Consider the following 21,079-nt stretch of genomic DNA (forward strand, 5'->3'; position numbering starts at 1 on the left):
GGCGGCCGGGAGTTTCTCGGCGGTTTCGGTGGACGGGGCGTTTTCAGCGGTCTCAGTGGACGGGGTGCATGGTGCGGCGCAGCCAGGGCGCGGCGGCCATCACGGCGAGCCCCGCGGCGACCGCGATGGCGCCGTTGACGCCGAAGTACGCCGGGTGCGAGACCTTGTCGTAGAGCTTCACGACCTGGGCCTGGATGCCGTTGGCGAGGGCGAGCGAGAGGAACCAGAGCGCCATCGTCTGGCTGGCGAAGGCGGCCGGGGCGAGCTTCGTGGTGGCCGACATGCCGGAGGTCTCCAGAAGGATGTCGCCGAGCCCGAGCAGCAGATAGGAGCCGACGATCCACCAGGCGGCCATCTTGTAAGTGTCACCGCTGTGCCCGGAGGTCGGCACCACCATCAGCAGGAAGGACAGACCGCCGAGGACGACACCAAAGGCGATCTTGTTCGAGGCGTGCGGCTGGCGCGGCCCCATCCGCGACCAGACGGCGGCGACCACGGGCGCGAGGGCGACCTCGAAGGCCCCGAGCGCGGAGGCGTACCAGCTCGCGGGGAAGTGGTAGCCCAGGATCTCGGTGCGCGCGTTGGTGGAGGCAAGCAGGATCATCGTCGAGTACGCCTGGAAGAGGATGAAGTTGAACACCACGGACGCCAGGAACAGCACGATGTACGGGCGCAGCCTGCGGCGTTCGTCGGGGGCGACCCGGGGGCTGCGGAACATCACCACGAAGTAGACGACCGGCGCGACCACCGAGACCGCGGTGAGGACGTCGACGAAGCGGGCCATGGTGAGCACGCCCCCGAGGACGAGCACGGTGGCGAACGCCGCGACCACGACCAGTCCGCCGGCGATCCGGGTCACCGTGGCGCGCATCGTCTCGGGCGGGAGGGCGAATTCCGCCGCGTCCGTGCGCCCGGCCAGGTGACGCCGTCCGGCGACGTACTGGATCAGGCCGAAGGTCATCCCGACGGCGGCGGCCGAGAAACCCCAGTGCCAGCCCTTGTGCTCGCCGAGCCAGCCGGTGACCAGCGGCCCGGCAAAGGCGCCGATGTTGATGGCCATGTAGTAGAGGGCGAAACCGGCGTCGCGGCGTTCGTCGTCGGTGCGGTAGAGCTTGCCGACCATGGTCGCCACGTTCGGCTTCAGCAACCCGGTGCCCGCGCTGATCAGTCCGAGCCCCACCCAGGTCATCGCGGCCGCCGGCACGGCCATCGCGTAGTGCCCGCAGGCGATGAGGATCCCGCCCCACAGCACCGCGCGGTAGGAGCCGAGGACACGGTCGGCGAGCCAGCCGCCGGCCACCGACACCAGATAGACCAGAGTGCCGTACGCCGCCGAAACGGATGCAGCCGTTCCGGGGGACATTCCGAGCCCGCCGTGGGCGACCGTGTCCGCGAAGAACAGGACCAGGATGGCCTGCATCCCGAGGAAAGAGAAACGCTCCCAGACCTCAAGGCCGGAGAGCGTGAGCAGCCCTCTCGGGTGCCCGAAGAAGGCGTGGTCGTCACCGGGTGGCGGCTCGGACGCCGGATCGCGTTCGGGCTCGGGATACGGATCGGTATCGGCCGGGCTGCGGGACAAAGGGGCGGTATCCGATCGTCATGGTCGGCAGAGCCGTTATTTCATGGGGTTCAGCAGCATTCGTCAGGCTGTCAGGTGAAATCCGATGAGCTGATCAAAAACATACCGGCGCCGATCGCGTGCCGCCCCCTCTGGCCGGGCAGGCGACCATGGTGATCGAAAGGCGACCGGATACGCTGACTTGAGTGACAGCAGCGACACATCGACAAACCATGTCATCGACCATGTGATCGTCAGCAGACAGGAGAACCCCTCGTGACCGTCGTCGGGCCGTTCGGGCTGAGCGTGCGGGACCAGGCTCTCGAAGCCGATGTCCAGGCCGGATTGGCTGCTGTCGAGGAGGGCCTCCTGGAGGCCACCAAGAGCGAGGTCCCCTTCATCACGGAGGCCGCGCAGCACCTGGTCCGCGCGGGAGGCAAGCGTTTCCGGCCGCTGCTCGTGACGCTGGCCGCCCAGTTCGGCGACCCCTACGCGCCGGGTGTCGTGCCCTCGGCCGTCGTCGTCGAACTGACCCATCTGGCCACGCTCTACCACGACGACGTCATGGACGAGGCGGAGGTCCGCCGAGGCGTCGAAAGCGCCAACAGCCGCTGGGACAACTCGGTCGCCGTACTCACCGGCGACTTCCTCTTCGCGCGCGCGTCCCACATACTGGCCGACCTCGGGCCCGAGGCGGTCCGCATCCAGGCCGAGGCGTTCGAACGCCTGGTCACGGGTCAGATCCTGGAGACCGCGGGTCCGCGCGACGGCCGTGACCCGGTCGAGCACTACCTCGATGTCATCAGCGGCAAGACCGGTTCACTGATCGCCGTGTCCGGCCGCTTCGGGGCGATGATGTCCGGCGCCGACGAGACCGTCGTGGACGTGCTCACGCAGTACGGCGAACGGCTGGGCGTCGCCTTCCAGCTCGCCGACGACGTGCTGGACATCGCCTCCGACTCCCGCGAGTCCGGCAAGACGCCGGGCACCGATCTGCGCGAGGGCATTCCGACGCTGCCCGTGCTGCTGCTGCGTGAGCGGGTCGCCCGGCTGGGCCTGGCCGAGGACATCGCCCTGTGCGAACTGCTCGACTCCGACCTGACCGACGACGCCCGGCACCAGGAGGCGCTGCACCGGCTGCGCGCGCACCCCGCCCTGGAGCAGGCCCGCCGCGACACCGTGCGGTACGCCCAGGAGGCCCGCGCCACGCTCGCACCGCTGCCCGAGTGCGACGCGAAGGCGGCGCTGGTGGAACTGTGCGACGCGGTGGTGCACCGGGCGGGCTGACCCCCGTTTCACCGGCGGGCCGATCGCGCCCGCCGGACCGGGGAACCCCCCTACTGGGGTATGTGTCGCAAGGGCCGACCCCTACGGGTGGGTCAGGGTGAGCGCACTCGATGTCATACCGCAGCAGTACACGGAGTTGGCCCCGGGGGTTGACGCCTCTTCCGCGCCGATTTGGTCTTATGGAAAGCACCACTCCTGAGCAACACGGGTGAGCATGGCGGCGCGGGGTGGACGACGCAGGATGACCGAAGGCCGCCGCCGAACCACGGAGGTAGGGCAAACAGATGGCACCGAACGAATCCGGCAACACGTCCGACGAAGGCGCCGCGGACGCCGCGGACCTGCGCGCGGCGCGCCGCCGCAAGGCGGCGCGTTACGCGGTCCCGGTGACGGTCATGGGGGTGGCGGCGGCGACCATCGGGCTCGTGCCCGCGCTCGCCAGCTCCGGTGACCCCGATCTGCCGAAGATCAGCGCACAGCAGCTCATCGAGAAGATCGCCAAGTCGGACACCCAGCAGTTCTCCGGCACCGTGAAGATCAGCACCGACCTCGGCCTGCCGGATGTGGGTGGCGCCCTGAGTTCCTTCGCGCCCGGCGCCAAGGGCGGGAACGCGACGGCGGACCCGCAGGCCAAGCTCACCGAGCTGGCGACCGGCACGCACACGCTGCGCGTCGCGGGCGACGGCCCGGACCGGCAGAAGCTGTCGGTCCTGGACGACGCCGCGGAGTACAGCCTCATTCACAACGGCGACCAGGTCTGGGCGTACGACAGCAAGTCGAACTCCGTCTACCACGCCAAGGACACCGGAGCCGCCGAGCACGGCGCCAAGGGCGACAAGAGCGACAAGGCCGACAAGACCGCGCCGAAGGACCTCCCCTCCACACCGAAGGAGTTCGCCGACGAGGCCCTGAAGGCATCCGCCGACACCACATCCGTGACGGTCGACGGCACCGCGAAGGTCGCGGGCCGCGACGCCTACAAGCTGCTGATCAAGCCGAAGCAGTCCGGCTCGACGGTCGGCGCGATCACCATCGCGGTGGACGCGCGGAACGGTACGCCGCTGAAGTTCACGCTGACCCCGGCGAGCGGCGGCAGCGCGGTCGTGGACGCCGGATTCACCAGCGTCGACTTCTCCAAGCCGGCCGCGTCCACCTTCGACTTCACTCCGCCGAAGGGTGCCAAGGTCACCGAGGCCGACGACGTCAAGGCCGAGCACAAGGCCGACGGCTCCGCGAAGGACCAGGGCAAGGGCGCCGCCGAGCAGGGCTTCAACAGCACGGATGTCATCGGCGAGGGCTGGAGTTCCATCGCCGTCATCAACACCCCGGGTGGCCAGGGCATACCGTCAGGCAGCGAGACGGGCGGCTCTCCCGAGGCGCAGAAGTTCCTGAACTCGCTGGGTGACCAGGTGACCGGCAAGTTCGGCAAGGGCACGGTCTTCTCGACCCGCCTGATCAACGCCCTGGTCACGGACAACGGCAAGGTCTACGTGGGTGCGGTCACCAAGGACGCCCTGGTGAAGGCGGCCGACGCGGCACACTAGGAGGCACAGCACGGCCGGAGCAGGGGCGCTCGGCCACCGGAACAGGCTGGGGGAGCGCATGGAGGAACTGTCCGCCGCGGGGCGGGACACGGTGATCACCACCCGTGCCCTGACCAAGCGCTACCGCGGCGGGCAGCTCGCCGTCGACGGGCTCGACCTGGCCGTTCCGGAGGGCAGCGTCTTCGGCTTCCTCGGGCCCAACGGCTCCGGCAAGACCACCACCATCCGGATGCTGATGGGCCTGATCGACCCGACCTCGGGCTCCGCCGAGGTCCTCGGCCGGCCGATGCCGCGCTCGTCCCGCGCGGTCCTGCCGCAGGTCGGCGCACTCATCGAGGGCCCCGCGCTGTACGGGTTCCTGTCCGGCCGGGACAACCTCCTGCGGTACGACTCGGCCGACCCGACCGCCGACCCGCGTACCCGCCGCGCGCGGGTCGGCACCGCACTCGACCGGGTCGGACTGACCGCGGCGGGCGGTAAGAAGGCGCGGGCGTACTCCCTGGGGATGAAGCAGCGGCTCGCTCTCGCCGCCGCGCTGCTCCAGCCCCGCAGACTCCTCGTACTGGACGAGCCGACGAACGGACTGGATCCGCAGGGAATGCGGGAGATCCGGGCGCTGGTCCGGGAGTTGGCGTCGGACGGCACCACCGTCTTCCTCTCCTCGCATCTCCTGGACGAGATCGAGCAGGTGTGCACCCATGCGGCCGTGATGGCGCGGGGCCGGCTGATCACGCAGGGCCCGGTCGCCGACCTGGCCGCGCACGCCCGGGGCAGGCTCGTGGTGATGACGCCGGACCCGGCCGACGCGGTCCGCGTCCTGAAGGAACAGGGCCTGACGGATGTCGTCGCGACCGAGGACCGGGTGACCGCCGAGCCCCCGGACGGGGAACTGTCCGAGCTGACGGCGGCGTTGGTCACCGCGGGGGTGCGGGTGCGGGGATTCACGGTGGAACGGGCCTCGCTGGAGGACGCGTTCGTGCAGTTGACGGGGGAGGGCTTCGATGTCGCGGGCTGAGACGACGGCTTCCGCCGCCAGATCCGGGACCCCGGTCGGCGCGGTGCCCGAGGTGCGGTGGGTGTGGACCCTGGGGCTGTTCCGTTCCGAGGTGGCCACGACGTTCCGGCGGTGGCGGACTCTCGCCCTGCTCGGTGTGCTCGCGGCGGTGCCCGTCCTGGTGGGTATCGCCATCAAGATCGAGACCTCGGACGGCGGCGGCCTGGGCGGCGGGCCCGCCGGGGACGGCACCGGGGGCCCGGCGTTCATCGCCCAGGTCACCAACAACGGCCTGTTCCTGGTCTTCACGGCACTCGCAGCGACCCTCCCGTTCTTCCTGCCGATGGCGATCGGGGTGATCGCCGGGGACGCCATCGCGGGCGAGGCCGGTTCCGGCACGCTGCGCTATCTGCTGGTGGCACCGGCGGGCCGTACCCGGCTGCTGTTGGTGAAGTACGCGACGACGTTGACGTTCTGCCTGGTCGCGACGCTCGTCGTGGCCGGGTCGGCCCTGACTGTCGGGGCGTTGCTGTTCCCGCTGGGGGATGTCACGACGATCTCGGGCACCCGGATCAGCTTCGGGGACGGTCTGTTGCGGGCGCTGTTCATCGCCGTGGCGGTGGCCGTGTCACTGATCGGCGTGGCCGCGCTCGGCCTGTTCGTCTCGACGCTGACGAACAGTGGCATCGCCGCGATGGCGACGACGGTCGGTCTGCTGATCACGGTGCAGATCCTCGACCAGATCCCCCAACTGCACGCGATACAGCCGTACTTCTTCTCGCACTACTGGCTGTCCTTCGCGGACCTGATGCGGGACCCGATCTACTGGGACGACCTCGTCAAGAACCTGCAGATACAGGCGCTGTACGCGGCCGTGTTCGGGTCGGCGGCGTGGGCGAGGTTCACGGCGAAGGACATCACGGCGTAGCCGTCGACCTCACGCGGTGGCCATCGCCGTGCCGGTGGCCGTCGCGTACGGGAAGCGGGCGAGCGGCGCGTCCTGGCGGAAGAAGGTCTTGGCGTCGGTGAGCGCCTCGGTGTCCTGGAGTACGTCACCGGGCTTGCTGCCGCTGCCGACGAGGACCCCGCCGAAGCGCATGTCCATATAGGCGGCGGAGTTGTTGAGGGCGCCGATCAACGGGTCCGCGAAGACCTTCTCCTCGGCCGCCAGGACGCTCACGCCCCACAGGGTGCGCCCGGTGAGCGTGGCCTTGAAGTCGATGGCGGGTGTGCGCAGCCAGCCGGACCAGTGGTCGAGGTAGTGCTTGGTGGCCGTGGAGAGCGTGTACCAGTACACGGGCGAGGCGATGACGATGTCCGTGGCGTCGAGGGTGGCGTCCAGGAGCATGGCCGCGTTGCCGTCGGTCGGGCGGGCGTGGTCGGTGTCGTGGCGCAGATCCTCGAACTCGGGCAGCGGATGGTCGGCGAGCCGGATCCAGCGCTGTTCGACGTCCGGCGACAACTGCTCGGCGGCGCATCGGGCGAGCATCTCGGTGTTGCTCTCGTTCCGGCTGCTGCCCAGCAGGAACAGGAAGCGGCGGCCCATGGGGGACTCCTCGGACTCGGCGGTCAGGCGTACGGCGAACGGGTACGGCGCGCAAGTACGGGGAACAAGTACTTGCGCATGCAGTATATGCACGCGCAAGTACTTGTGTCAGGGGGACCGTGTCAGGGTGACCGTGTGGCCGCCCTGACGGGGGACCGCGTGGCTGCCCTGGCCGGTGACCGCGGGGCCGCCGTCGCTATGAGGACAGGGTCCAGACCGCGTGGGCGAGTGCGTCGCTGTTGCGGTCGAGGGCCGTGGCGGAGATGTTCGCGGTGGTGTCGCAGGAGGAGTGGTAGCAGCGGTCGAAGGGCTGACCCACGGTGCCGCCCCACTTCGCGGCCTGGGCGGAGGTCTTCAGATAGTCGGCGCCGCTGAACAGGCCGCCGACGGGGATGCCCGCGTTCTTGAACGGGGCGTGGTCGGAGCGGCCGTCGCCCTCGGTCTCTATCTCCGTGGAGATGTTGATGCCGGCGAAGTAGTCCTTGAAGACCTTCTCGATCGCCGGGTCGTCGTCGTAGACGAAGTAGCCCGGGTTGGGGGAGCCGATCATGTCGAAGTTCAAGTACCCGCTGATCTTGGCCCGGTTGGCGGTCGAGAGGCTGTTGACGTAGGTACGGGAGCCGACCATGCCCAGCTCTTCGGCGCCCCACCAGGCGAACCGCAGATGTTTCGTCGGCTGCAACTGCGCGCGGGACACGGCGAGCGCGGTCTCCAGGACGGCCGCGGAACCGGAGCCGTTGTCGTTGATACCGGCGCCGGCGGTGACGCTGTCGAGGTGCGAGCCCGCCATCACGACCTGGTTGAGGTCACCGCCCGGCCAGTCGGCGATGAGGTTGTACCCGGTCCTGCCGCCCGAGGTGAACTGCTGTACGGAGGTGGTGAATCCGGCCGCGTCCAGCTTGCCCTTCACATAGTTGAGGGATGCCTGGTAACCGGTGCGGCCGTGTGCGCGGTTGCCGCCGTTGGCGGTGGCTATGGACTGGAGCTGGGAGAGATGGGCCTGGACGTTGGCCACGGGTATGTCGGGCGCCGCGGCCGGGAGGGGCGCCGTGACCGATGACCGGGCGGGCGCCGCGCCGGCCATCGGGCCGGTGGCGAGCAGCGTCGCGACGACCGTGACACCCGCGACGAGGGCAGCCGTCGAGAGGCGCCCGGGAACGGAGAGCTTCATGTGGGGGGCTCCGGATTCCGTGGGGGGAATGTGGTGCCCGATGGTCAACGGATTCTGAAGTTCCGTCAAGAGCGCTATTTGGACACGGGTGTTCGATTATCGGGGTGTGCTGTCTCGGCTTGTTCCTGAAGGCGCCGACCGGACGTCGCGCTGCCTTCGAAAGTGGCCAGATCGCTGTGGTGACGGCCGATCACGCCATTCCCCGGGGGCGGTCCGGCGCCGGGTCTCCCCTGCCGGAACCGAGGGCGGTTCGGACATGTGTATCCGTTTGGGCAGCAGGAGCGGGGTGGCCAGCAGGAGAACGCCGGACATGGTGATCGCGGCGAGTGGGCTGGTGAGTGTGGCGAGGATGCCCCAGATCACCATCAGGGCGGCCTGTACGAGTTTGCTGCTGACACTCCAGGTGCTGAGGATGTGCGCGGCATGATCCGAGGGGGCCCGTTGCAGGCGTTCCGTCGCGTAGATCGGATTGAAGACGCCCATGCAGGTGATCAGCAGTGCCTCGACGACGATCACCGTGAGGAGCCCGGGGATGCCGGGACGGATGAACGCGAGACCGAGCGGGAAGAGCGAGCGCGACCAGCCGGACACGATCATGACCCGGTGCCGACCGTACCGCTTCACGAGACGTGCGGAGAGGCGGGCCCCCACGAAGCCGCCGAGTGCCGGGACGCCGAAGGCAAGACCGTACTGCCAGGCCGGGTACCGGTATTCGCCCAGCAGGAGGACGGACAGGAGCGGGACGGTGGCCATGATCAGGCCGCTGACCAGGATCGAGTTGAGGAACAGGCGCCGTAGTGCGTGGTCGTGGACGATGAACCGCCAGCCGGCCAGAAGGTCGGATCCGCGCGAGCTGGTGGCCGGGGCTCCTTCGGTGGCCGGTGCCTGTTTGGTGGCCGGGGCCCGTTCGGTGACCGGTGTGCGCTTGCTGACCGGGGCGCGGGGTGCCGCGACGTCACTGCCGCGGATGCGGAGGACCCCGAGCGCGGACAGCAGATAGCTGAGGGCGTTGGCCAGGACAGTGACGACCGGGCCGAGCAAGCCGATGAGCGCGCCACCGAGGGGTGGGCCCGCCGCGGTCGCCACCCAGCTCGTGCCTTCGAATCTTCCGTTCGCGGCAAGGAGATGATCGCCGGGGACGAGGTGCTTCAGATACGCGCCGGCGGCGGCCGTGAAGGCGATGCTCGCGGTCCCCGAAATGACCGAGACAACCAGCAGTTGGACGTAGGACAGCAGGCCGAGGAAGTACGCGACCGGAACGCTCGCCGTCGCGAGGAACCGGGCCAGGTCCATCGCGATCATCACCGACCGTTTGGCCCGGCGGTCGACCCACGGCCCCAGTGGAAACGCGACGACCGCGGCGACGGCGAGCCCGGCCGCCTCAAGCAGCGCGACGGCGAAGGCCGTTGAGTGCAGCACGCGCACCGCGATGAGCGGGAACGCTCCGAAGGCGATCCACGTGCCGTAGGTGCTGACGGCGTAGGCCGACCACAGCCGGCCGAAGTTGCGTCCCAGTTGAACGCGCATCCCACTCCTTCGGACAACCGATGCTCGGGTCCCCGCATCACATCAGCCGTACCGGATCAGGATCAAACAACTGAGCCCCCGACCAGCCACAACCATTGGTTGGGCGCACATAGGCTGGGTCCATGGATACCGAGGCAGTGCGCTCGTTCGTCCGGGCGGCCGAGCTGGGACAGCTGCGACACGCGGCCGACGAGCTGGGCGTGACGCAACAGGCCGTCTCGAAGCGGATCGCGACCCTAGAACGGGAAGTCGGAGTCCGCTTGTTCACCCGTACCGCCCGAGGGGTCGAGCTGACCCTCGACGGTCAGGCGTTTCTCCCGCACGCCCGGAGCATTGTCACGGGTGCCGAGCGCGCCATCAGCGCCGTCAGGCCGGGCTCCCGGGCCCTGCGGATCGACGTACTCGGCCTGCGATCCGCGCAGGCCGTCGTTCTGCACGACTATTGGCGGTCGCATCCCGAGACCAACCTCGACGTGGTGACCCTCAGGGTCAACGACCCGCGCGTGGCGGTCGCCGCCGTCGAGGCGGGCGATATCGACGCCTCGTTCCGCACGGTCACCGATCCGGCCGCGCTGCCGCGCGAGCTGCGGATGATCCACGCGTTCCACTCGCCGCTGGAACTCCTCGTCGGCCCGAGACATCCGCTTGCCGCCGCGCGCACACTGACGCCACCGCAGCTACGCCGGCATCGGATCTGGGTGCCGGGAATCGCGCCCCGCAGCGAATGGGCGGAGTTCTACGACCAGCTCACCACCGAGTTCGACCTACGCGTCGACGCCGCGGGCCCGAACTTCGGCAACGAAGTACTCCTCGACGCCCTCGCGGACTCCGCGGACGTGGCCACCCTCGTCGGCGCCCGCGACCGGTACATCTGGCCGACGAGCTACGACCTGCGCCGCATCCCGATCGTGAATCCGACGCTCGCGTACCCGCTCTCGCTCATCTTCCCCAGAACGAACCCGCACCCAGGACTCCGGGCCATCATCGACCACTTCGGAACCCTGCCCCCGCTCCCGGAGGAAGTCTGGCTCCCCACCTGGGCCGGCATCAGCTAGTGGACGCAGAATTCGTTCCCCTCAGGGTCCGTCATGACCACCCACTCGCCGCCCTGTTCCTTGACCTCGCGCTGCACCGCCGCGCCCAGTGACGTGAGCCGGGCGACCTCCGCCGCGCGCTCGTCGGCGCCGGCGCCCGTGTGGACGTCCAGGTGCAGCCGGTTCTTGCCGGTCTTCGGCTCCGGCACCCGGTTGAAGAGGATCCGGCGTCCCAGTCCCGTACCGCTCTCCTCTGCGTACGGGTCGTCCGGGTGCCGTACGGCCGCGGCCTCCCGCCAGGCGCGGCGGCCCTCGTACTCGACCGTGTCCGCATCCGTGACCACACCGAGGCCGAGCAGGTGCTCGATGAGACCGCTGTGGTCCTCCAGCGTGTAGCCGAGGGTGTCGGACCAGAAGGACGCCTGGCGGTGCGGGTCGGCGGCGTCGACGACGACTTTCCAGTGCAGGGGCTGCGTACGAGTCATGTAACTAGTTATAGTGGTTACGTGACGGAGACGGCAAGGGAACATGCGGCGGGCGGACGAGGGTCCGGGCAGGCGTCGGGGCAAGCTTCTGAGCGAGTTTCTGGGCAAGCGTCCGCGCAAGCGTCCGCGCAAGCGTCCACGCAGACGTCCTGGCTGACTTCCCCAGTGGCGGCGGCCGTGGAGCCGACCGGGGGCCGGACCGAACCGGAGCCCGGCCTCACGCTGCGCACCCGCACCGGTCGGCCCTACCGCTTCGACCCCGGCGCCCTCTGCATGGAACTGCTCGTGACCGGCGGCCCTGGGGCCCTCGCGCGCTTCGAGGTGTTGTTCGAGCCGGCCGACCTCGCGAGCTGGGTCGAACAGAGCCGACTGGCCCCCGGTCTCGAACTGACGCTCACGGACGGCGACGTGGCCGCGCTGCGGACCCTCCGTGACGCCCTTCAGCCGATCGCGTCCGACCGGGTGCACGGCCGCCCCCTCGATCCCGTACACCTGGCCGTCGTCAACGCGGCGGCGGCGGGCGCGCCCCTGGCCGCCCGCATCACACCGGACGGCGGGCGCGCGTGGGCCCCCGGCGGCACCGGTCCGCAACTACTGGCGACGGTGGCGCGCGACGCCGTCGACCTGCTCACCGGTCCGTACGCGGACCGCATCCGCGAATGCGGCTCCGACAACTGCCAGTTGCTCTTCGTCGACACCTCGCGCCCCGGGCGCCGCCGCTGGTGCGCCATGGAGCACTGCGGAAACCTGCACAAGGTGCGCAGTCACCGCGCCCACCTCGCCGATCGCACCCGTCCGGCTCGGACCGATCAGGCCGATCAGACCGATGAGCGGGATTCCGCCTCCGCCGCCGACCGCTCGTCGTAGGCCGCCCGCGCCGCCGCGATCTCGTTCCGGTGCTCCTCCGTCCAGGTCACCAGCGCCTGGATCGTGTCGTGCAACGTGCAGCCCAGGTCCGTCATTTCGTAGTCGACGCGCGGAGGCACCACCGGGTGCACGGTACGTAGGACCAGGCCGTCGCGTTCCAGTTGGCGGAGCGTGACCGTCAGCATGCGCTGGCTGATGCCGTCGATCTCCCGGCGGAGTTCCGTGAACCGCATGCGGCGCCGGTCGAGCAGCGCGATCACGAGCAGGGACCACTTGTCGGCGACCCGGTCGAGGATCTGCCGCACCTCGCAGTCCTCACGGGTGTCCCACTGGAAGGGGTCGGCGTCGTAGTCCGCGCCCGCCGCGCCCGCCGCCCCTGCCACCCCCGTCCGGCACTCGGCGGCCCCCGTCGTGCCCACGGTGCCTTCCAGGTAACCGGGTGACTTCGAAGTGCCTTCTTCCATACCTGCCGATGGTGCCGCAGGCTTCCATTGGTTACAAGAGGGAACCGACCCTCATTCCCGTAACCAAGGCCCTTCAAGGGGCCGTAATCATCGCTGCCGACATCGCTGCCATCACCCTCAGGAGCCACCATGGGCGCACGCGCCTGGGCACTGCTACTCGTCCTCTGCGGGACGATTTTTCTGGAGGGCATCGACGTCGCGATGCTCGCCGTGGCGATCCCCTCGATCAGGGCCGATCTGGGCCTGGAGACCGGCACGGCGGCCTGGGTGATGAGCGCCTACGTCCTCGGGTACGCCGGTTTCACGCTGCTCGGCGGGCGCGCGGCCGATCTGCTCGGGCGGCGCCGGATGTTCCTGTTCTGGCTGACGGTCTTCCTGCTCTTCTCCGGCCTGGGCGGCTTCGCGACGGACGGGTGGATGCTGATCGTGGCGCGCTTCGTCACGGGCGTGTCGGCCGCGTTCATGACACCGGCCGCGCTGTCCCTGATCACCACCTCCTACGAGGAGGGCCCCCAGCGCAACAAGGCGCTCCTCGTCTTCGCGGGCACCGGGGCCGGCGGCTTCTCGCTGGGCCTGGTCATCGGCGGGCTGCTCACCGAACTCGGCTGGCGATGGGTGTTCTTCGCGCCGGTGCTGCTCGCCGGCGCGCTGCTGGCGGCGGCGGTCCGGGTGATCCCCGCACAGCCGGCGCCCCCGCGCGCGAAGGGCGGCTTCGACACGCTGGGCGCGATCACCGCCGCGGGCGCGATGCTGCTGACCGCGTACGGGATCGTCCGGCTCGAACACGGGCTCGTGGGCTGGCCGTTGACGGCGGGCGCGGTGGCGGCGGGGCTGCTGCTCGTGGGCACGTTCGTCGCCGTCGAACGCCGTAGCGCCGCACCGCTGGTCCGGCTCGGCATCTTCCGTATGAGCTCGGTGGTACGGGCCGATCTGGGGGCGCTGCTGTTCGTCGGGGCGTTCTTCGGGTTCCAGTTCGTAGTGACGCTGTACCTCCAGGAACTGCGCGGCTGGTCGTCGCTCCAGACGGCCGTCGCCCTGGTGATCATGGGTTGCGACGCGATCCTCGCCCCCACGCTCACTCCGAAACTCGTCGAGCGCTTCGGCAACGCCCGCGTGATCCTCGGCGGTTTCGTCCTCGCGGTGGTGGCGTACGGGCTCTTCCTGCCGGTCGGCATGGACTGGACCTACATGGCGATGCTCCCCACGCTGTTCCTCGCCGGTGTGGCCTTCGCGCTGGCGTACGGGCCGCTCACGATCGCGGCGACCGATGGCGTGGCCGCGTCGGAACAGGGGCTGGCGGGTGGGCTGTTGCACACGGCGACCCAGTTCGGCTCGGCGGTCGGCATCTCAGCGGTGACCGCTGTCTACGGTCTGTCGAAGCCCGAAGGACCGGCCACGGACGCGGAGTCGACCCTGACGGCGTTCCGCGCGGCGCTGACCGTGCCGGTGGTGATGGTGGTGGTGGGGTTGGTGTTGTCCGGCGTTGGGGTGTGGGGGAGTCAGGGGAGGCGGCCGGGGAAGCGGCGGAGTGAGCGGCGGGGAGAGTCGTACGGGGCGTCCTCCGGCGGGGCGGCCGTGGGGTCGCCGAGCAGCTCGCATCAGTAGCGGGCCGACAAATTGCGGGCCGATCAATTGCGGGCCGATCAATAGCGGGCCGATAAATTGTGGGCGGATAAACAGTTGGCGGACCGGAGCGGGGACCGGCTACTCTCCCCGCGATGACGACATACTCCGCTCTCGGATTGGGGGTCCCGTCCGCGCAAGGTGAGTGCTGATGCTCCCTTCGCTCGCGAACGAGGAATCCCCCGAAGTACCCCGCGAGGAATCCGCCGAGGAATCCCGCGACGAATCCCGGCTCTCCTTCTGGCTGCGCGTCCGCGAGTTCGCCGTGCTGCCGTCCGTGATCGAGACCGCGACCGCCCGCCGACGTGCCGGGGACTGGGCAGGCGCGTGTGCTGCCGCGGGCATCGACGTCGACCTGAATCTCCGTGCTGTGGCCCGCACTCACGGCACGGAATTCGTGACCCAACTCCGGTCCGATCTCCGTAACTTGGCGCCTGACCTGCTGCGCTGGCACATGCCGAGGATCGCTCCGTACGGGGTGCTGCGGCCGGGGTTGACGGTCGCACTGGCTCGGTACGAGGTTCCGGGCCGGGTCCGGGTCCGGGTCCCGGTTCCTGGGCGGGACGGGGCGGTGTTCCTGGTGGTCCGGACTCCGCCTGCCTGGGCGGATGCCGGTCAGCGGATGAGCCTCGCCCTGTGGGACGGGTCCCGTCGATCTCATCCCGAGGCGCGTGCGGCCCACCGCTATCCGCATCCCCACCCGAGCCGTCGATTCCGTCTCGATCTGCACCGCCACCTCTGGGACGCGCGCAGAACCGATGAGTTGCGGATCCGGTCCGGGGCGGATCGGGCGCCCGGCGAACGGCATTCCGTGCAGGGGCCGTACCGTCACTGTGTCGTTGACCAATGGGCGGCCGAGGCGGCGATCCTGCTCCACGCCGAGAGGCACCCCGGCACCGGGACCGCCACCGGCACTGATCCCCGTACCGTCGCCGTGCGCCTCGGCACCCGGCACTGGGTGCACCTGGACGTGGACCTGGACCGGAACGGCCTCGGTAACCCCGTACCCCGGATCGCGCCGGCGACCACGGACGGCGGTGCCGCCCCCTCCGCGCTGCCGGTCCTGCCCGACGCGGCGACCTGGGCGCTCCCCGACCTGGACCTGCTCTGCACCGGTTCGATCGAGCCCGACCGGCTGCATCCGCTGGTGGCCTCGGCACTCGTACCGGGTCACACGCCGTCCGGTCCGTCCCGTACTCCCGACCCGGCGGACCGGCCGTACCTCGTGGAGTGCCGGGGAGGCACGCACCGGATCGGTCTGGTCGACGGCGTACTGGCCCCGCTGGACCATGACCCGGCCGAGATCCGCCGCGAGGAGTTGCTGGCCGAACTCACCGGCACTCCGCTCGCCTGCCTTCGGGCGATCGACCAGGCACACCGGCACCCGGACTGTCTCGTCGGCGTCCGCGAACGCCTGCACCACGGCGATACCGCCGGCGCACTGGCCGTGGTCGAGGGCCTCCTCGGACCCGATGCGGTGCTGCGCGAGGGCGCTCTGCGGGACGAACTGGAGCGGGCCGTGGCGCGGCGGATCGCGTACGGGCTGTTCAGAGTGGGTCTGGCCGGACCTGGACCGGGGCCTCGACCCGGCCCGGCACCCGTACCCGTACCCGCGCCCGGCCGCAGAGCCGAACGCGACCGCCCGGATCATCACCGCGCACCGGACCGTCTCCCCGGCCGGCCTCTCCACCGTCGCGATCACCCGCGCCTCGCGACCTTCTCCTGACCTGATCTGACCTGTCCTGACCCGGGAATCGCACGTTCCGGCACCCCCGGCACCCTCCCAGCCCCAGGCACCCTCCCGGCACTCACCCGGCGCATCACTCATCGCTCCTCACAACCCCAAAGGTGATCAAACGTGCCCATAGCCACCCCGTCCCTCACGCCCCAGACCGCCCCCCAACTCGACGTAGCCGCAGCGCTGTTGTCCCTCCTCCGGGACGCCACCACGGAACCGCGTCCCGACATCCAGTTGGAGGCCCTGACCCTGGCCGTCGCCGCCGATCTGCCCGTCCTGCTGTGGGGTGAGCCGGGGATCGGCAAGACCGCGGCCCTCACCCAACTCGCCGCCGCCCTCGACCTGCCGCTCACCACGGTCATCGCCAGCGTCCATGAACCGTCCGACTTCTCGGGGCTGCCCATCGTCGGGGACGACCCCGCCGAGCAAGGTGTCCCGATGGCCCCGCCGGACTGGGCGGTCCGACTGGTACGGGCCGGCCGGGGGCTGCTCTTCCTGGACGAACTGTCCACCGCGCCGCCCGCCGTTCAGGCGGCCCTCCTCCGGCTCGTACTGGAGCGGCGCATCGGCGCGCTGCGACTGCCGCCCGGTGTACGGATCGTGGCCGCCGCCAATCCGCGGTCGTCGGCGGCCGACGGCTGGGAGCTGAGCCCACCGCTGGCCAACCGTTTCGTCCACCTTCAGTGGACCCACGACCACGAGGTCGTCGTACGCGGTCTCGGCGGGACCTGGCCCCGGGCGACGCTGCCCCGGCTCGCACCGGAGCGGTTGCCGGAGGCCGTGGACTTCGCCCGGCGCGCGGTGTGCGGGCTGCTCGCCGCCCGCCCCACCCTCGTCCACCGGCTGCCCAGCGGTGAGACCCGCCGGGGCGGGCCCTGGCCGTCGCCGCGCAGTTGGGAGATGACGCTGTGCCTGATCGCCTTCGCGACGGCGGCCGGCTCCTCACGGGACGTACTGTCCTTGCTGGTCAGGGGCACGGTCGGGGACGGTCCGGGGCTTGAACTGCTGGCATCCCTGGACCGGATGGACCTCCCGGACCCGGAGACGCTGCTCGCCGACCCGGCGGGCGCCGAGCTGCCCGAACGGGGCGATCTGCGGCAGGCCGTGCTCGACGGTGTGGTGGCGGCGGTGCGTGAGCGGCCTGAGAAGTCCCGTTGGGACGCGGCCTGGGCTCTGCTTGTCCGGGCTCTGGAGACCGGGGCCCCGGACCTGGTGGTCGTCCCGGCGACCACGCTCGCGTCGCTGCGGCGGGCGGACTGGGAGGTTCCGGCGTCGATCGAGCGGCTTGCCGGGGTGGTGACCCTGTCGCGGCGGGCGGATCGGGTGGGGGACAGGGCAGCGGAACGGGGCACCTTTGGCGCGCGTGCGGGCCGATGACCGCCCGAACCCCGGACACCCCGGACGCATCGGACACCCCGGAGCCCCCGAACACCCGGCGAACCCTGGACCGCGACAAACTCTTCGCCGCCCGACTGCACGCCGTCCGCGCCCGCCCCTACCTGGCCACGGCACTCTTCGCCCTGCACATCGTCGAGTCCCGCCACGTACCGACGATGGCCGTCGACCGGTACTGGCGCTGCTATGTCTCACCGGCGTTCGTGGACCGCACCCCGGAGGAGGAGTTGGCGGGGGTATGGGTGCACGAGGTGTCGCATCTGCTCCGTGACCACCACGGGCGCAGCGACCGGTACGCCCGCGAGCACGGGCTGTCCGGCCCCGCCGAACGGCTGCGGATGAACATCGCGGCGGACTGCGAGATCAACGACGACGTGTTCGGCGACGGTCTGACCCGGCCCGAAGGCGCCGTCGATCCGGCACTGCTCGCGCTCAGCGACGGCGAACTCATGGAGGACTATCTGCGCCAGTTCCGGCTCGGGCCGCGCACCCAGAGTCTCGCCTGGCTGGACTGCGGCAGCGGGGCCGACGGGCTTGAGCGGGAGTGGGAGCTGGGTCCGGACGGCGCGTACGGGCTCAGCGAGCAGGAACGGGACGCGGTCAGGTTCCTGGTGGCGCAGGGCATCACCGGCTGTCCGGGAAAGGCGCCGAAGGGGTGGCGGCGCTGGGCGGAGGAGGCGTTCCAACCGCCGCAGCCGTGGCGGGAGTTGCTGGGAGCGGCGGTCCGCTCGGCGACCTCGGTGCCCGGTGTGGGCGAGGACTACACCTACGGGCGCCCGGCGCGCCGCTCGACCTCGGTGCCCGGTGTCGTCCTGCCGAGCCTGCGGCGCAGACCGCCCCGGGTCTCCGTGATCATCGACACCTCGGGTTCGGTCAGCGACGCCGAACTGGGCAGCGCGCTCCGCGAGGTCGCGGAGATCTCCCGTACCGTGGGCGGCCGTCGCGACCTGGTCTCCGTACTGCCGTGCGACGCGTCGGCCCGGCTGGTGCACTCGATGTGCCACGCCGAGGGGATACCGCTGGTGGGCGGTGGGGGTACGGATCTGCGGACGGGTTTCGCCAGGGCGCTCCGGGAGTCGCCCCGGCCCGATGTCATCGTGGTCCTGACCGACGGGCAGACACCCTGGCCGAGCGCGCCGCCGCCGTGCCGGACGGTGGTGGGGCTGTTCCCCCGGCATCACACGGACGCGATGTGGGATGAGGACGACCCCTATTACGTACCGGATGCGCCGCCGGAGTGGGCGCGGGTGGTGGAGATCGGGTCGGGGTCCGGTGCGGGGGGCTGATCGGGGCCGGTGTCGGTGTCGGCATGGGTGCCGGGGCCGGCGGTGGCGGTGAGAGCGGCACCGGTGTGGGAATTGGCCGTGGCGGTGATGGCGGCACCGGTGTGGGAACTGGCCGTGGCGGTGGCCGAACGGACCCCCTCCCGTGCCCGTCGCGCGGTCCGCAGCGCGTTCCACGTCAGCAGACTGAGCGCCAGCCACACCAACGCGAACCCCGCCCACCGCTCCGCCGGCATCGCCTCATGGAAGTACAGGACGCCCAGCAGGAACTGGAACACCGGTGCGAGGTACTGCAACAGCCCCAGCGTGGACAGGGGCACCCGTATCGCCGCGGCCCCGAAGCAGACCAGCGGCACCGCGGTCACCAGGCCGGTCGCCGCGAGCAGCACGGCATGTCCCGTGCCGTCGCCCCCGAAGGTGGCCTCGCCCCGGGACCCGAGCCACAGCAGATATGCGAGCGCGGGCAGGAACTGGATCGCGGTCTCGGCGGCCAGGGACTCGATACCCCCGAGGTTGACCTTCTTCTTCGCCAGTCCGTACGTCGCGAAGGAGAAGGCCAGACAGAGCGAGATCCACGGCGGATGCCCGAACCCGACCGTGAGTACGACGACCGCGAGAAAGGCGATGCCGACCGCCGCCCACTGCACGGGCAGCAGCCGTTCCTTCAGCAGCAGGACGCCCATCGCGATGGTGACGAGCGGGTTGATGAAGTAGCCGAGGGACGCCTCCACGACATGGCCGGAGTTGACGGCCCAGATGTAGACGCCCCAGTTGACGGTGATCGTGGCCGAAGCGACCACGATCAGGGCCAGCTTGCGGGGCTGCCGTATCAACTCCTTGGCCCAGGCCCAGCGCCGCATCACGACGAGCGCGACGCCGACGACGACCAGCGACCAGACCATGCGGTGGGCGAGGATCTCCCCGGCGCCCGAGGGTTTGAGCAGTGGCCAGAACAGCGGGACCAGGCCCCACATGGCGTACGCGGCGATGCCGTTCAGCAGCCCCGTCCGCCGCTCGTCCTTCGACGACCCCACAGCCCCTCCTCCACCGCCCGGACACCCGAGCCGTGGATGAAGGTAGCGCCGCGCCGGGCGCCATGTCATATGCGTATCGCCATACGGTCATGACATGCGCCGCTCTGAGGTCAGTCGCGCAGCGCCGCCGCGATCGCCTCGCCCACCGGAGTCGTCGGCCGCCCGATGAGGCGTGCGAGATCACCGCTGGTCCCGGCGAGCCGCCCCCGTTCGATCGCCGCGTCCACATCCACGAGGATCGCGGCCATCGGCTCCGGCACCCCGGCGCCGGTGAGGATCGCGAGGTGCTGCTCGGCGGGCACGCGCGCGTAGGAGATGTCCTTGCCGGACTGCCGGGCGATCTCGGCCGCGTACTCGTCCAGGGACCAGGCCGTGTCGCCGCTCAGCTCGTACGCCTTGCCCTCGTGCCCCTCGCCCTCGCCCGTCAGTACGGCGACGGCCGCAGCGGCGTAGTCCGCGCGCGACGCCGAGGCGACCCGGCCGTCACCCGCCGAGCCCACGACGGCGCCGTGCTCCAGGACCGGCGCGAGGTTCTCGGTGTAGTTCTCGTGGTACCAGCCGTTGCGCAGGAAGACATACGGCAGCCCCGAGTCGAGGATCGCCCGCTCGGTGGCCTTGTGCTCGTCGGCGAGATCGAAGTCGGCGTCGGGGCCGCCCAGGATCCCGGTGTACGCGAGCAGCGCGACACCCGCCTCGCGCGCGGCCCCGATCACGGCGGTGTGCTGCTCCACCCGCCGGCCGACCTCGCTGCCCGAGATCAGCAGCACCCGGTCGCCCGCGGCGAAGGCACCCTTCAGCGTCTCGGGCGCGTTGTAGTCGGCGACCCGTACCTCCACGCCGCGCGCCGCGAGATCGGCGGCCTTCGCCTCGTCGCGCACGACGGCGGCGATCTGCCCGGCGGGCACCTGGGCGGCCAGCAGCCCTTCGACGACAAAGCGGCCGAGATGGCCGGTGGCTCCGGTGACGACGATGCTCATGAGGGAAAACTCCAGTTCATCAGGTCGGTACGGTCCGGCCCGTGCTGCTCGACCGGCTCTGACACTCACCCTAGGACTGGCACTAACTTCACGAAAGTACCCACTTCAAAGTAAGGTACCGGCATGCCGGTAAGTAACGCAGTGAGCGAGGCCCTGTGCCCGTACCGCCTGGTCCTCGAACATGTCACCAGCCGCTGGGGCGTCCTCGTCCTGATCGCCCTGGAGGAACGCTCGTACCGCTTCAGCGAGCTGCGCCGGGAGATCGGCCGGGTCGCCCGGGTCAGCGAGAAAATGCTGACGCAGACCCTTCAGACCCTGGAGCGCGACGGCATGATCCACCGCGACGCCAAGCCGGTGATCCCGCCGCGCGTCGACTACTCGCTCACCCCGCTGGGCCGCGAGGCGGCGGAGCAGGTACGGGGGCTGGCGCTGTGGACGGAGCGGCGGATGGAGGCGGTGGAGGGGGCCCGGGAGGCATACGACAAGGCCCGGCTCTGAGAAGTACTCAGAACCGGGCCTTGGTGTTGCTCAAAACCGGGCCCTGGCGCAATC

The 21,079-nt window shown here is 70.4% G+C and carries 19 protein-coding genes; 11 read left to right on the forward strand and 8 right to left on the reverse strand.

The window, feature by feature from the left end; translation table 11 throughout:
* Positions 1 to 52 precede the first annotated feature (52 nt).
* On the reverse strand, positions 53 to 1,579 hold the full coding sequence (locus ACFVT5_RS00685; RefSeq protein ID WP_389879957.1) for a peptide MFS transporter: 1,527 nt from the start codon (positions 1,577 to 1,579) through the stop codon (positions 53 to 55).
* Positions 1,580 to 1,834: 255 nt separating this feature from the next.
* Between ACFVT5_RS00685 and ACFVT5_RS00690 the strand changes: the two genes are divergently transcribed.
* From ACFVT5_RS00690 to ACFVT5_RS00705, 4 genes are all read left to right on the forward strand, one after another.
* On the forward strand, positions 1,835 to 2,845 hold the full coding sequence (locus ACFVT5_RS00690) for a polyprenyl synthetase family protein (protein WP_389879959.1): 1,011 nt from the start codon (positions 1,835 to 1,837) through the stop codon (positions 2,843 to 2,845).
* Between the two features lie 284 nt (positions 2,846 to 3,129).
* The gene (locus tag ACFVT5_RS00695; protein WP_389879961.1) at positions 3,130 to 4,389 is read left to right on the forward strand and encodes an outer membrane lipoprotein carrier protein LolA; all 1,260 of its coding nucleotides are present in this window, start codon (positions 3,130 to 3,132) and stop codon (positions 4,387 to 4,389) included.
* Positions 4,390 to 4,447: 58 nt separating this feature from the next.
* The gene (locus ACFVT5_RS00700) at positions 4,448 to 5,404 is read left to right on the forward strand and encodes an ATP-binding cassette domain-containing protein (protein ID WP_389879963.1); all 957 of its coding nucleotides are present in this window, start codon (positions 4,448 to 4,450) and stop codon (positions 5,402 to 5,404) included.
* Positions 5,391 to 6,311: an ABC transporter permease gene (locus ACFVT5_RS00705; protein ID WP_389879965.1), complete on the forward strand. Its 921-nt coding sequence runs from the start codon at positions 5,391 to 5,393 to the stop codon at positions 6,309 to 6,311. Before ACFVT5_RS00700 ends, ACFVT5_RS00705 begins: the two co-directional genes overlap by 14 nt.
* A gap of 9 nt (positions 6,312 to 6,320) precedes the next feature.
* On the opposite strand, the gene ACFVT5_RS00710 is transcribed toward ACFVT5_RS00705, so the two are convergent.
* From ACFVT5_RS00710 to ACFVT5_RS00720, 3 genes are all read right to left on the reverse strand, one after another.
* Positions 6,321 to 6,929 carry a flavodoxin family protein gene (locus ACFVT5_RS00710; RefSeq protein ID WP_389879967.1) on the reverse strand — a complete coding sequence of 203 codons (609 nt, stop codon included), beginning with the start codon at positions 6,927 to 6,929 and terminating at the stop codon, positions 6,321 to 6,323.
* A gap of 196 nt (positions 6,930 to 7,125) precedes the next feature.
* Positions 7,126 to 8,100 carry a M28 family metallopeptidase gene (locus ACFVT5_RS00715; RefSeq protein ID WP_389879969.1) on the reverse strand — a complete coding sequence of 325 codons (975 nt, stop codon included), beginning with the start codon at positions 8,098 to 8,100 and terminating at the stop codon, positions 7,126 to 7,128.
* Positions 8,101 to 8,196: 96 nt separating this feature from the next.
* The gene (locus ACFVT5_RS00720) at positions 8,197 to 9,627 is read right to left on the reverse strand and encodes an MFS transporter (RefSeq protein WP_389879971.1); all 1,431 of its coding nucleotides are present in this window, start codon (positions 9,625 to 9,627) and stop codon (positions 8,197 to 8,199) included.
* 122 nt (positions 9,628 to 9,749) lie between these two features.
* Between ACFVT5_RS00720 and ACFVT5_RS00725 the strand changes: the two genes are divergently transcribed.
* Positions 9,750 to 10,682, forward strand: coding sequence for a LysR family transcriptional regulator (locus ACFVT5_RS00725; protein WP_389879973.1), 933 nt, complete (start codon positions 9,750 to 9,752; stop codon positions 10,680 to 10,682).
* On the opposite strand, the gene ACFVT5_RS00730 is transcribed toward ACFVT5_RS00725, so the two are convergent.
* Positions 10,679 to 11,146: a VOC family protein gene (locus tag ACFVT5_RS00730; RefSeq protein WP_389879975.1), complete on the reverse strand. Its 468-nt coding sequence runs from the start codon at positions 11,144 to 11,146 to the stop codon at positions 10,679 to 10,681. The genes ACFVT5_RS00725 and ACFVT5_RS00730 overlap by 4 nt on opposite strands.
* A gap of 273 nt (positions 11,147 to 11,419) precedes the next feature.
* On the opposite strand from ACFVT5_RS00730, the gene ACFVT5_RS00735 reads away from it, so the two are divergent.
* Positions 11,420 to 12,013 (forward strand): CGNR zinc finger domain-containing protein, encoded by a 594-nt coding sequence (locus ACFVT5_RS00735; RefSeq protein WP_389880952.1) that lies wholly within the window; start codon positions 11,420 to 11,422, stop codon positions 12,011 to 12,013.
* On the opposite strand, the gene ACFVT5_RS00740 is transcribed toward ACFVT5_RS00735, so the two are convergent.
* On the reverse strand, positions 11,965 to 12,477 hold the full coding sequence (locus ACFVT5_RS00740; protein WP_389879977.1) for a winged helix-turn-helix transcriptional regulator: 513 nt from the start codon (positions 12,475 to 12,477) through the stop codon (positions 11,965 to 11,967). The two genes, ACFVT5_RS00735 and ACFVT5_RS00740, sit on opposite strands and share 49 nt — an antisense overlap.
* A 129-nt stretch (positions 12,478 to 12,606) precedes the next feature.
* On the opposite strand from ACFVT5_RS00740, the gene ACFVT5_RS00745 reads away from it, so the two are divergent.
* From ACFVT5_RS00745 to ACFVT5_RS00760, 4 genes are all read left to right on the forward strand, one after another.
* The gene (locus ACFVT5_RS00745) at positions 12,607 to 14,082 is read left to right on the forward strand and encodes an MFS transporter (RefSeq protein ID WP_389879979.1); all 1,476 of its coding nucleotides are present in this window, start codon (positions 12,607 to 12,609) and stop codon (positions 14,080 to 14,082) included.
* A 169-nt stretch (positions 14,083 to 14,251) separates the two neighbouring features.
* Positions 14,252 to 15,826, forward strand: coding sequence for a hypothetical protein (locus ACFVT5_RS00750; RefSeq protein ID WP_389879981.1), 1,575 nt, complete (start codon positions 14,252 to 14,254; stop codon positions 15,824 to 15,826).
* 132 nt (positions 15,827 to 15,958) lie between these two features.
* Entirely contained in the window at positions 15,959 to 17,215 is a 1,257-nt protein-coding gene (locus tag ACFVT5_RS00755) for an AAA family ATPase (RefSeq protein WP_389879983.1), read from the forward strand.
* Positions 17,212 to 18,519, forward strand: coding sequence for a VWA-like domain-containing protein (locus ACFVT5_RS00760; RefSeq protein WP_389879985.1), 1,308 nt, complete (start codon positions 17,212 to 17,214; stop codon positions 18,517 to 18,519). The genes ACFVT5_RS00755 and ACFVT5_RS00760 overlap by 4 nt, the downstream gene beginning before the upstream one ends.
* Here ACFVT5_RS00760 and rarD read toward each other — a convergent pair.
* Both rarD and ACFVT5_RS00770 read right to left on the reverse strand, forming a co-directional pair.
* A complete protein-coding gene (gene rarD / locus ACFVT5_RS00765) occupies positions 18,447 to 19,490 on the reverse strand; it encodes an EamA family transporter RarD (protein WP_389880954.1) in 1,044 nt (347 codons plus the stop codon). The genes ACFVT5_RS00760 and rarD overlap by 73 nt on opposite strands.
* A 170-nt stretch (positions 19,491 to 19,660) precedes the next feature.
* On the reverse strand, positions 19,661 to 20,527 hold the full coding sequence (locus tag ACFVT5_RS00770) for an SDR family oxidoreductase (protein ID WP_389879987.1): 867 nt from the start codon (positions 20,525 to 20,527) through the stop codon (positions 19,661 to 19,663).
* Between the two features lie 123 nt (positions 20,528 to 20,650).
* On the opposite strand from ACFVT5_RS00770, the gene ACFVT5_RS00775 reads away from it, so the two are divergent.
* Positions 20,651 to 21,025, forward strand: a complete 375-nt coding sequence (locus tag ACFVT5_RS00775) for a winged helix-turn-helix transcriptional regulator (protein ID WP_389879989.1) — start codon at positions 20,651 to 20,653, stop codon at positions 21,023 to 21,025.
* Positions 21,026 to 21,079 lie beyond the last annotated feature (54 nt).

Origin of the sequence: Streptomyces sp. NPDC058001, assembly GCF_042886315.1 — a bacterium.
In the GTDB taxonomy this organism is placed as follows: Bacteria; Actinomycetota; Actinomycetes; order Streptomycetales; family Streptomycetaceae; genus Streptomyces.

Coding starts and splice junctions, on each gene's coding strand:
- ACFVT5_RS00730 (WP_389879975.1), bottom strand. CDS start 11,146: ATGACTCGTACGCAGCCCCTGCACTGGAAAGTCGTCGTCGACGCCGCC.
- ACFVT5_RS00700 (WP_389879963.1), top strand. CDS start 4,448: ATGGAGGAACTGTCCGCCGCGGGGCGGGACACGGTGATCACCACCCGT.
- ACFVT5_RS00760 (WP_389879985.1), top strand. CDS start 17,212: ATGACCGCCCGAACCCCGGACACCCCGGACGCATCGGACACCCCGGAG.
- ACFVT5_RS00695 (WP_389879961.1), top strand. CDS start 3,130: ATGGCACCGAACGAATCCGGCAACACGTCCGACGAAGGCGCCGCGGAC.
- ACFVT5_RS00745 (WP_389879979.1), top strand. CDS start 12,607: ATGGGCGCACGCGCCTGGGCACTGCTACTCGTCCTCTGCGGGACGATT.
- ACFVT5_RS00740 (WP_389879977.1), bottom strand. CDS start 12,477: ATGGAAGAAGGCACTTCGAAGTCACCCGGTTACCTGGAAGGCACCGTG.
- ACFVT5_RS00705 (WP_389879965.1), top strand. CDS start 5,391: ATGTCGCGGGCTGAGACGACGGCTTCCGCCGCCAGATCCGGGACCCCG.
- ACFVT5_RS00710 (WP_389879967.1), bottom strand. CDS start 6,929: ATGGGCCGCCGCTTCCTGTTCCTGCTGGGCAGCAGCCGGAACGAGAGC.
- ACFVT5_RS00735 (WP_389880952.1), top strand. CDS start 11,420: ATGGAACTGCTCGTGACCGGCGGCCCTGGGGCCCTCGCGCGCTTCGAG.
- ACFVT5_RS00725 (WP_389879973.1), top strand. CDS start 9,750: ATGGATACCGAGGCAGTGCGCTCGTTCGTCCGGGCGGCCGAGCTGGGA.
- rarD (WP_389880954.1), bottom strand. CDS start 19,490: ATGTGGGGCCTGGTCCCGCTGTTCTGGCCACTGCTCAAACCCTCGGGC.
- ACFVT5_RS00715 (WP_389879969.1), bottom strand. CDS start 8,100: ATGAAGCTCTCCGTTCCCGGGCGCCTCTCGACGGCTGCCCTCGTCGCG.
- ACFVT5_RS00775 (WP_389879989.1), top strand. CDS start 20,651: ATGCCGGTAAGTAACGCAGTGAGCGAGGCCCTGTGCCCGTACCGCCTG.
- ACFVT5_RS00750 (WP_389879981.1), top strand. CDS start 14,252: ATGCTCCCTTCGCTCGCGAACGAGGAATCCCCCGAAGTACCCCGCGAG.
- ACFVT5_RS00770 (WP_389879987.1), bottom strand. CDS start 20,527: ATGAGCATCGTCGTCACCGGAGCCACCGGCCATCTCGGCCGCTTTGTC.
- ACFVT5_RS00720 (WP_389879971.1), bottom strand. CDS start 9,627: ATGCGCGTTCAACTGGGACGCAACTTCGGCCGGCTGTGGTCGGCCTAC.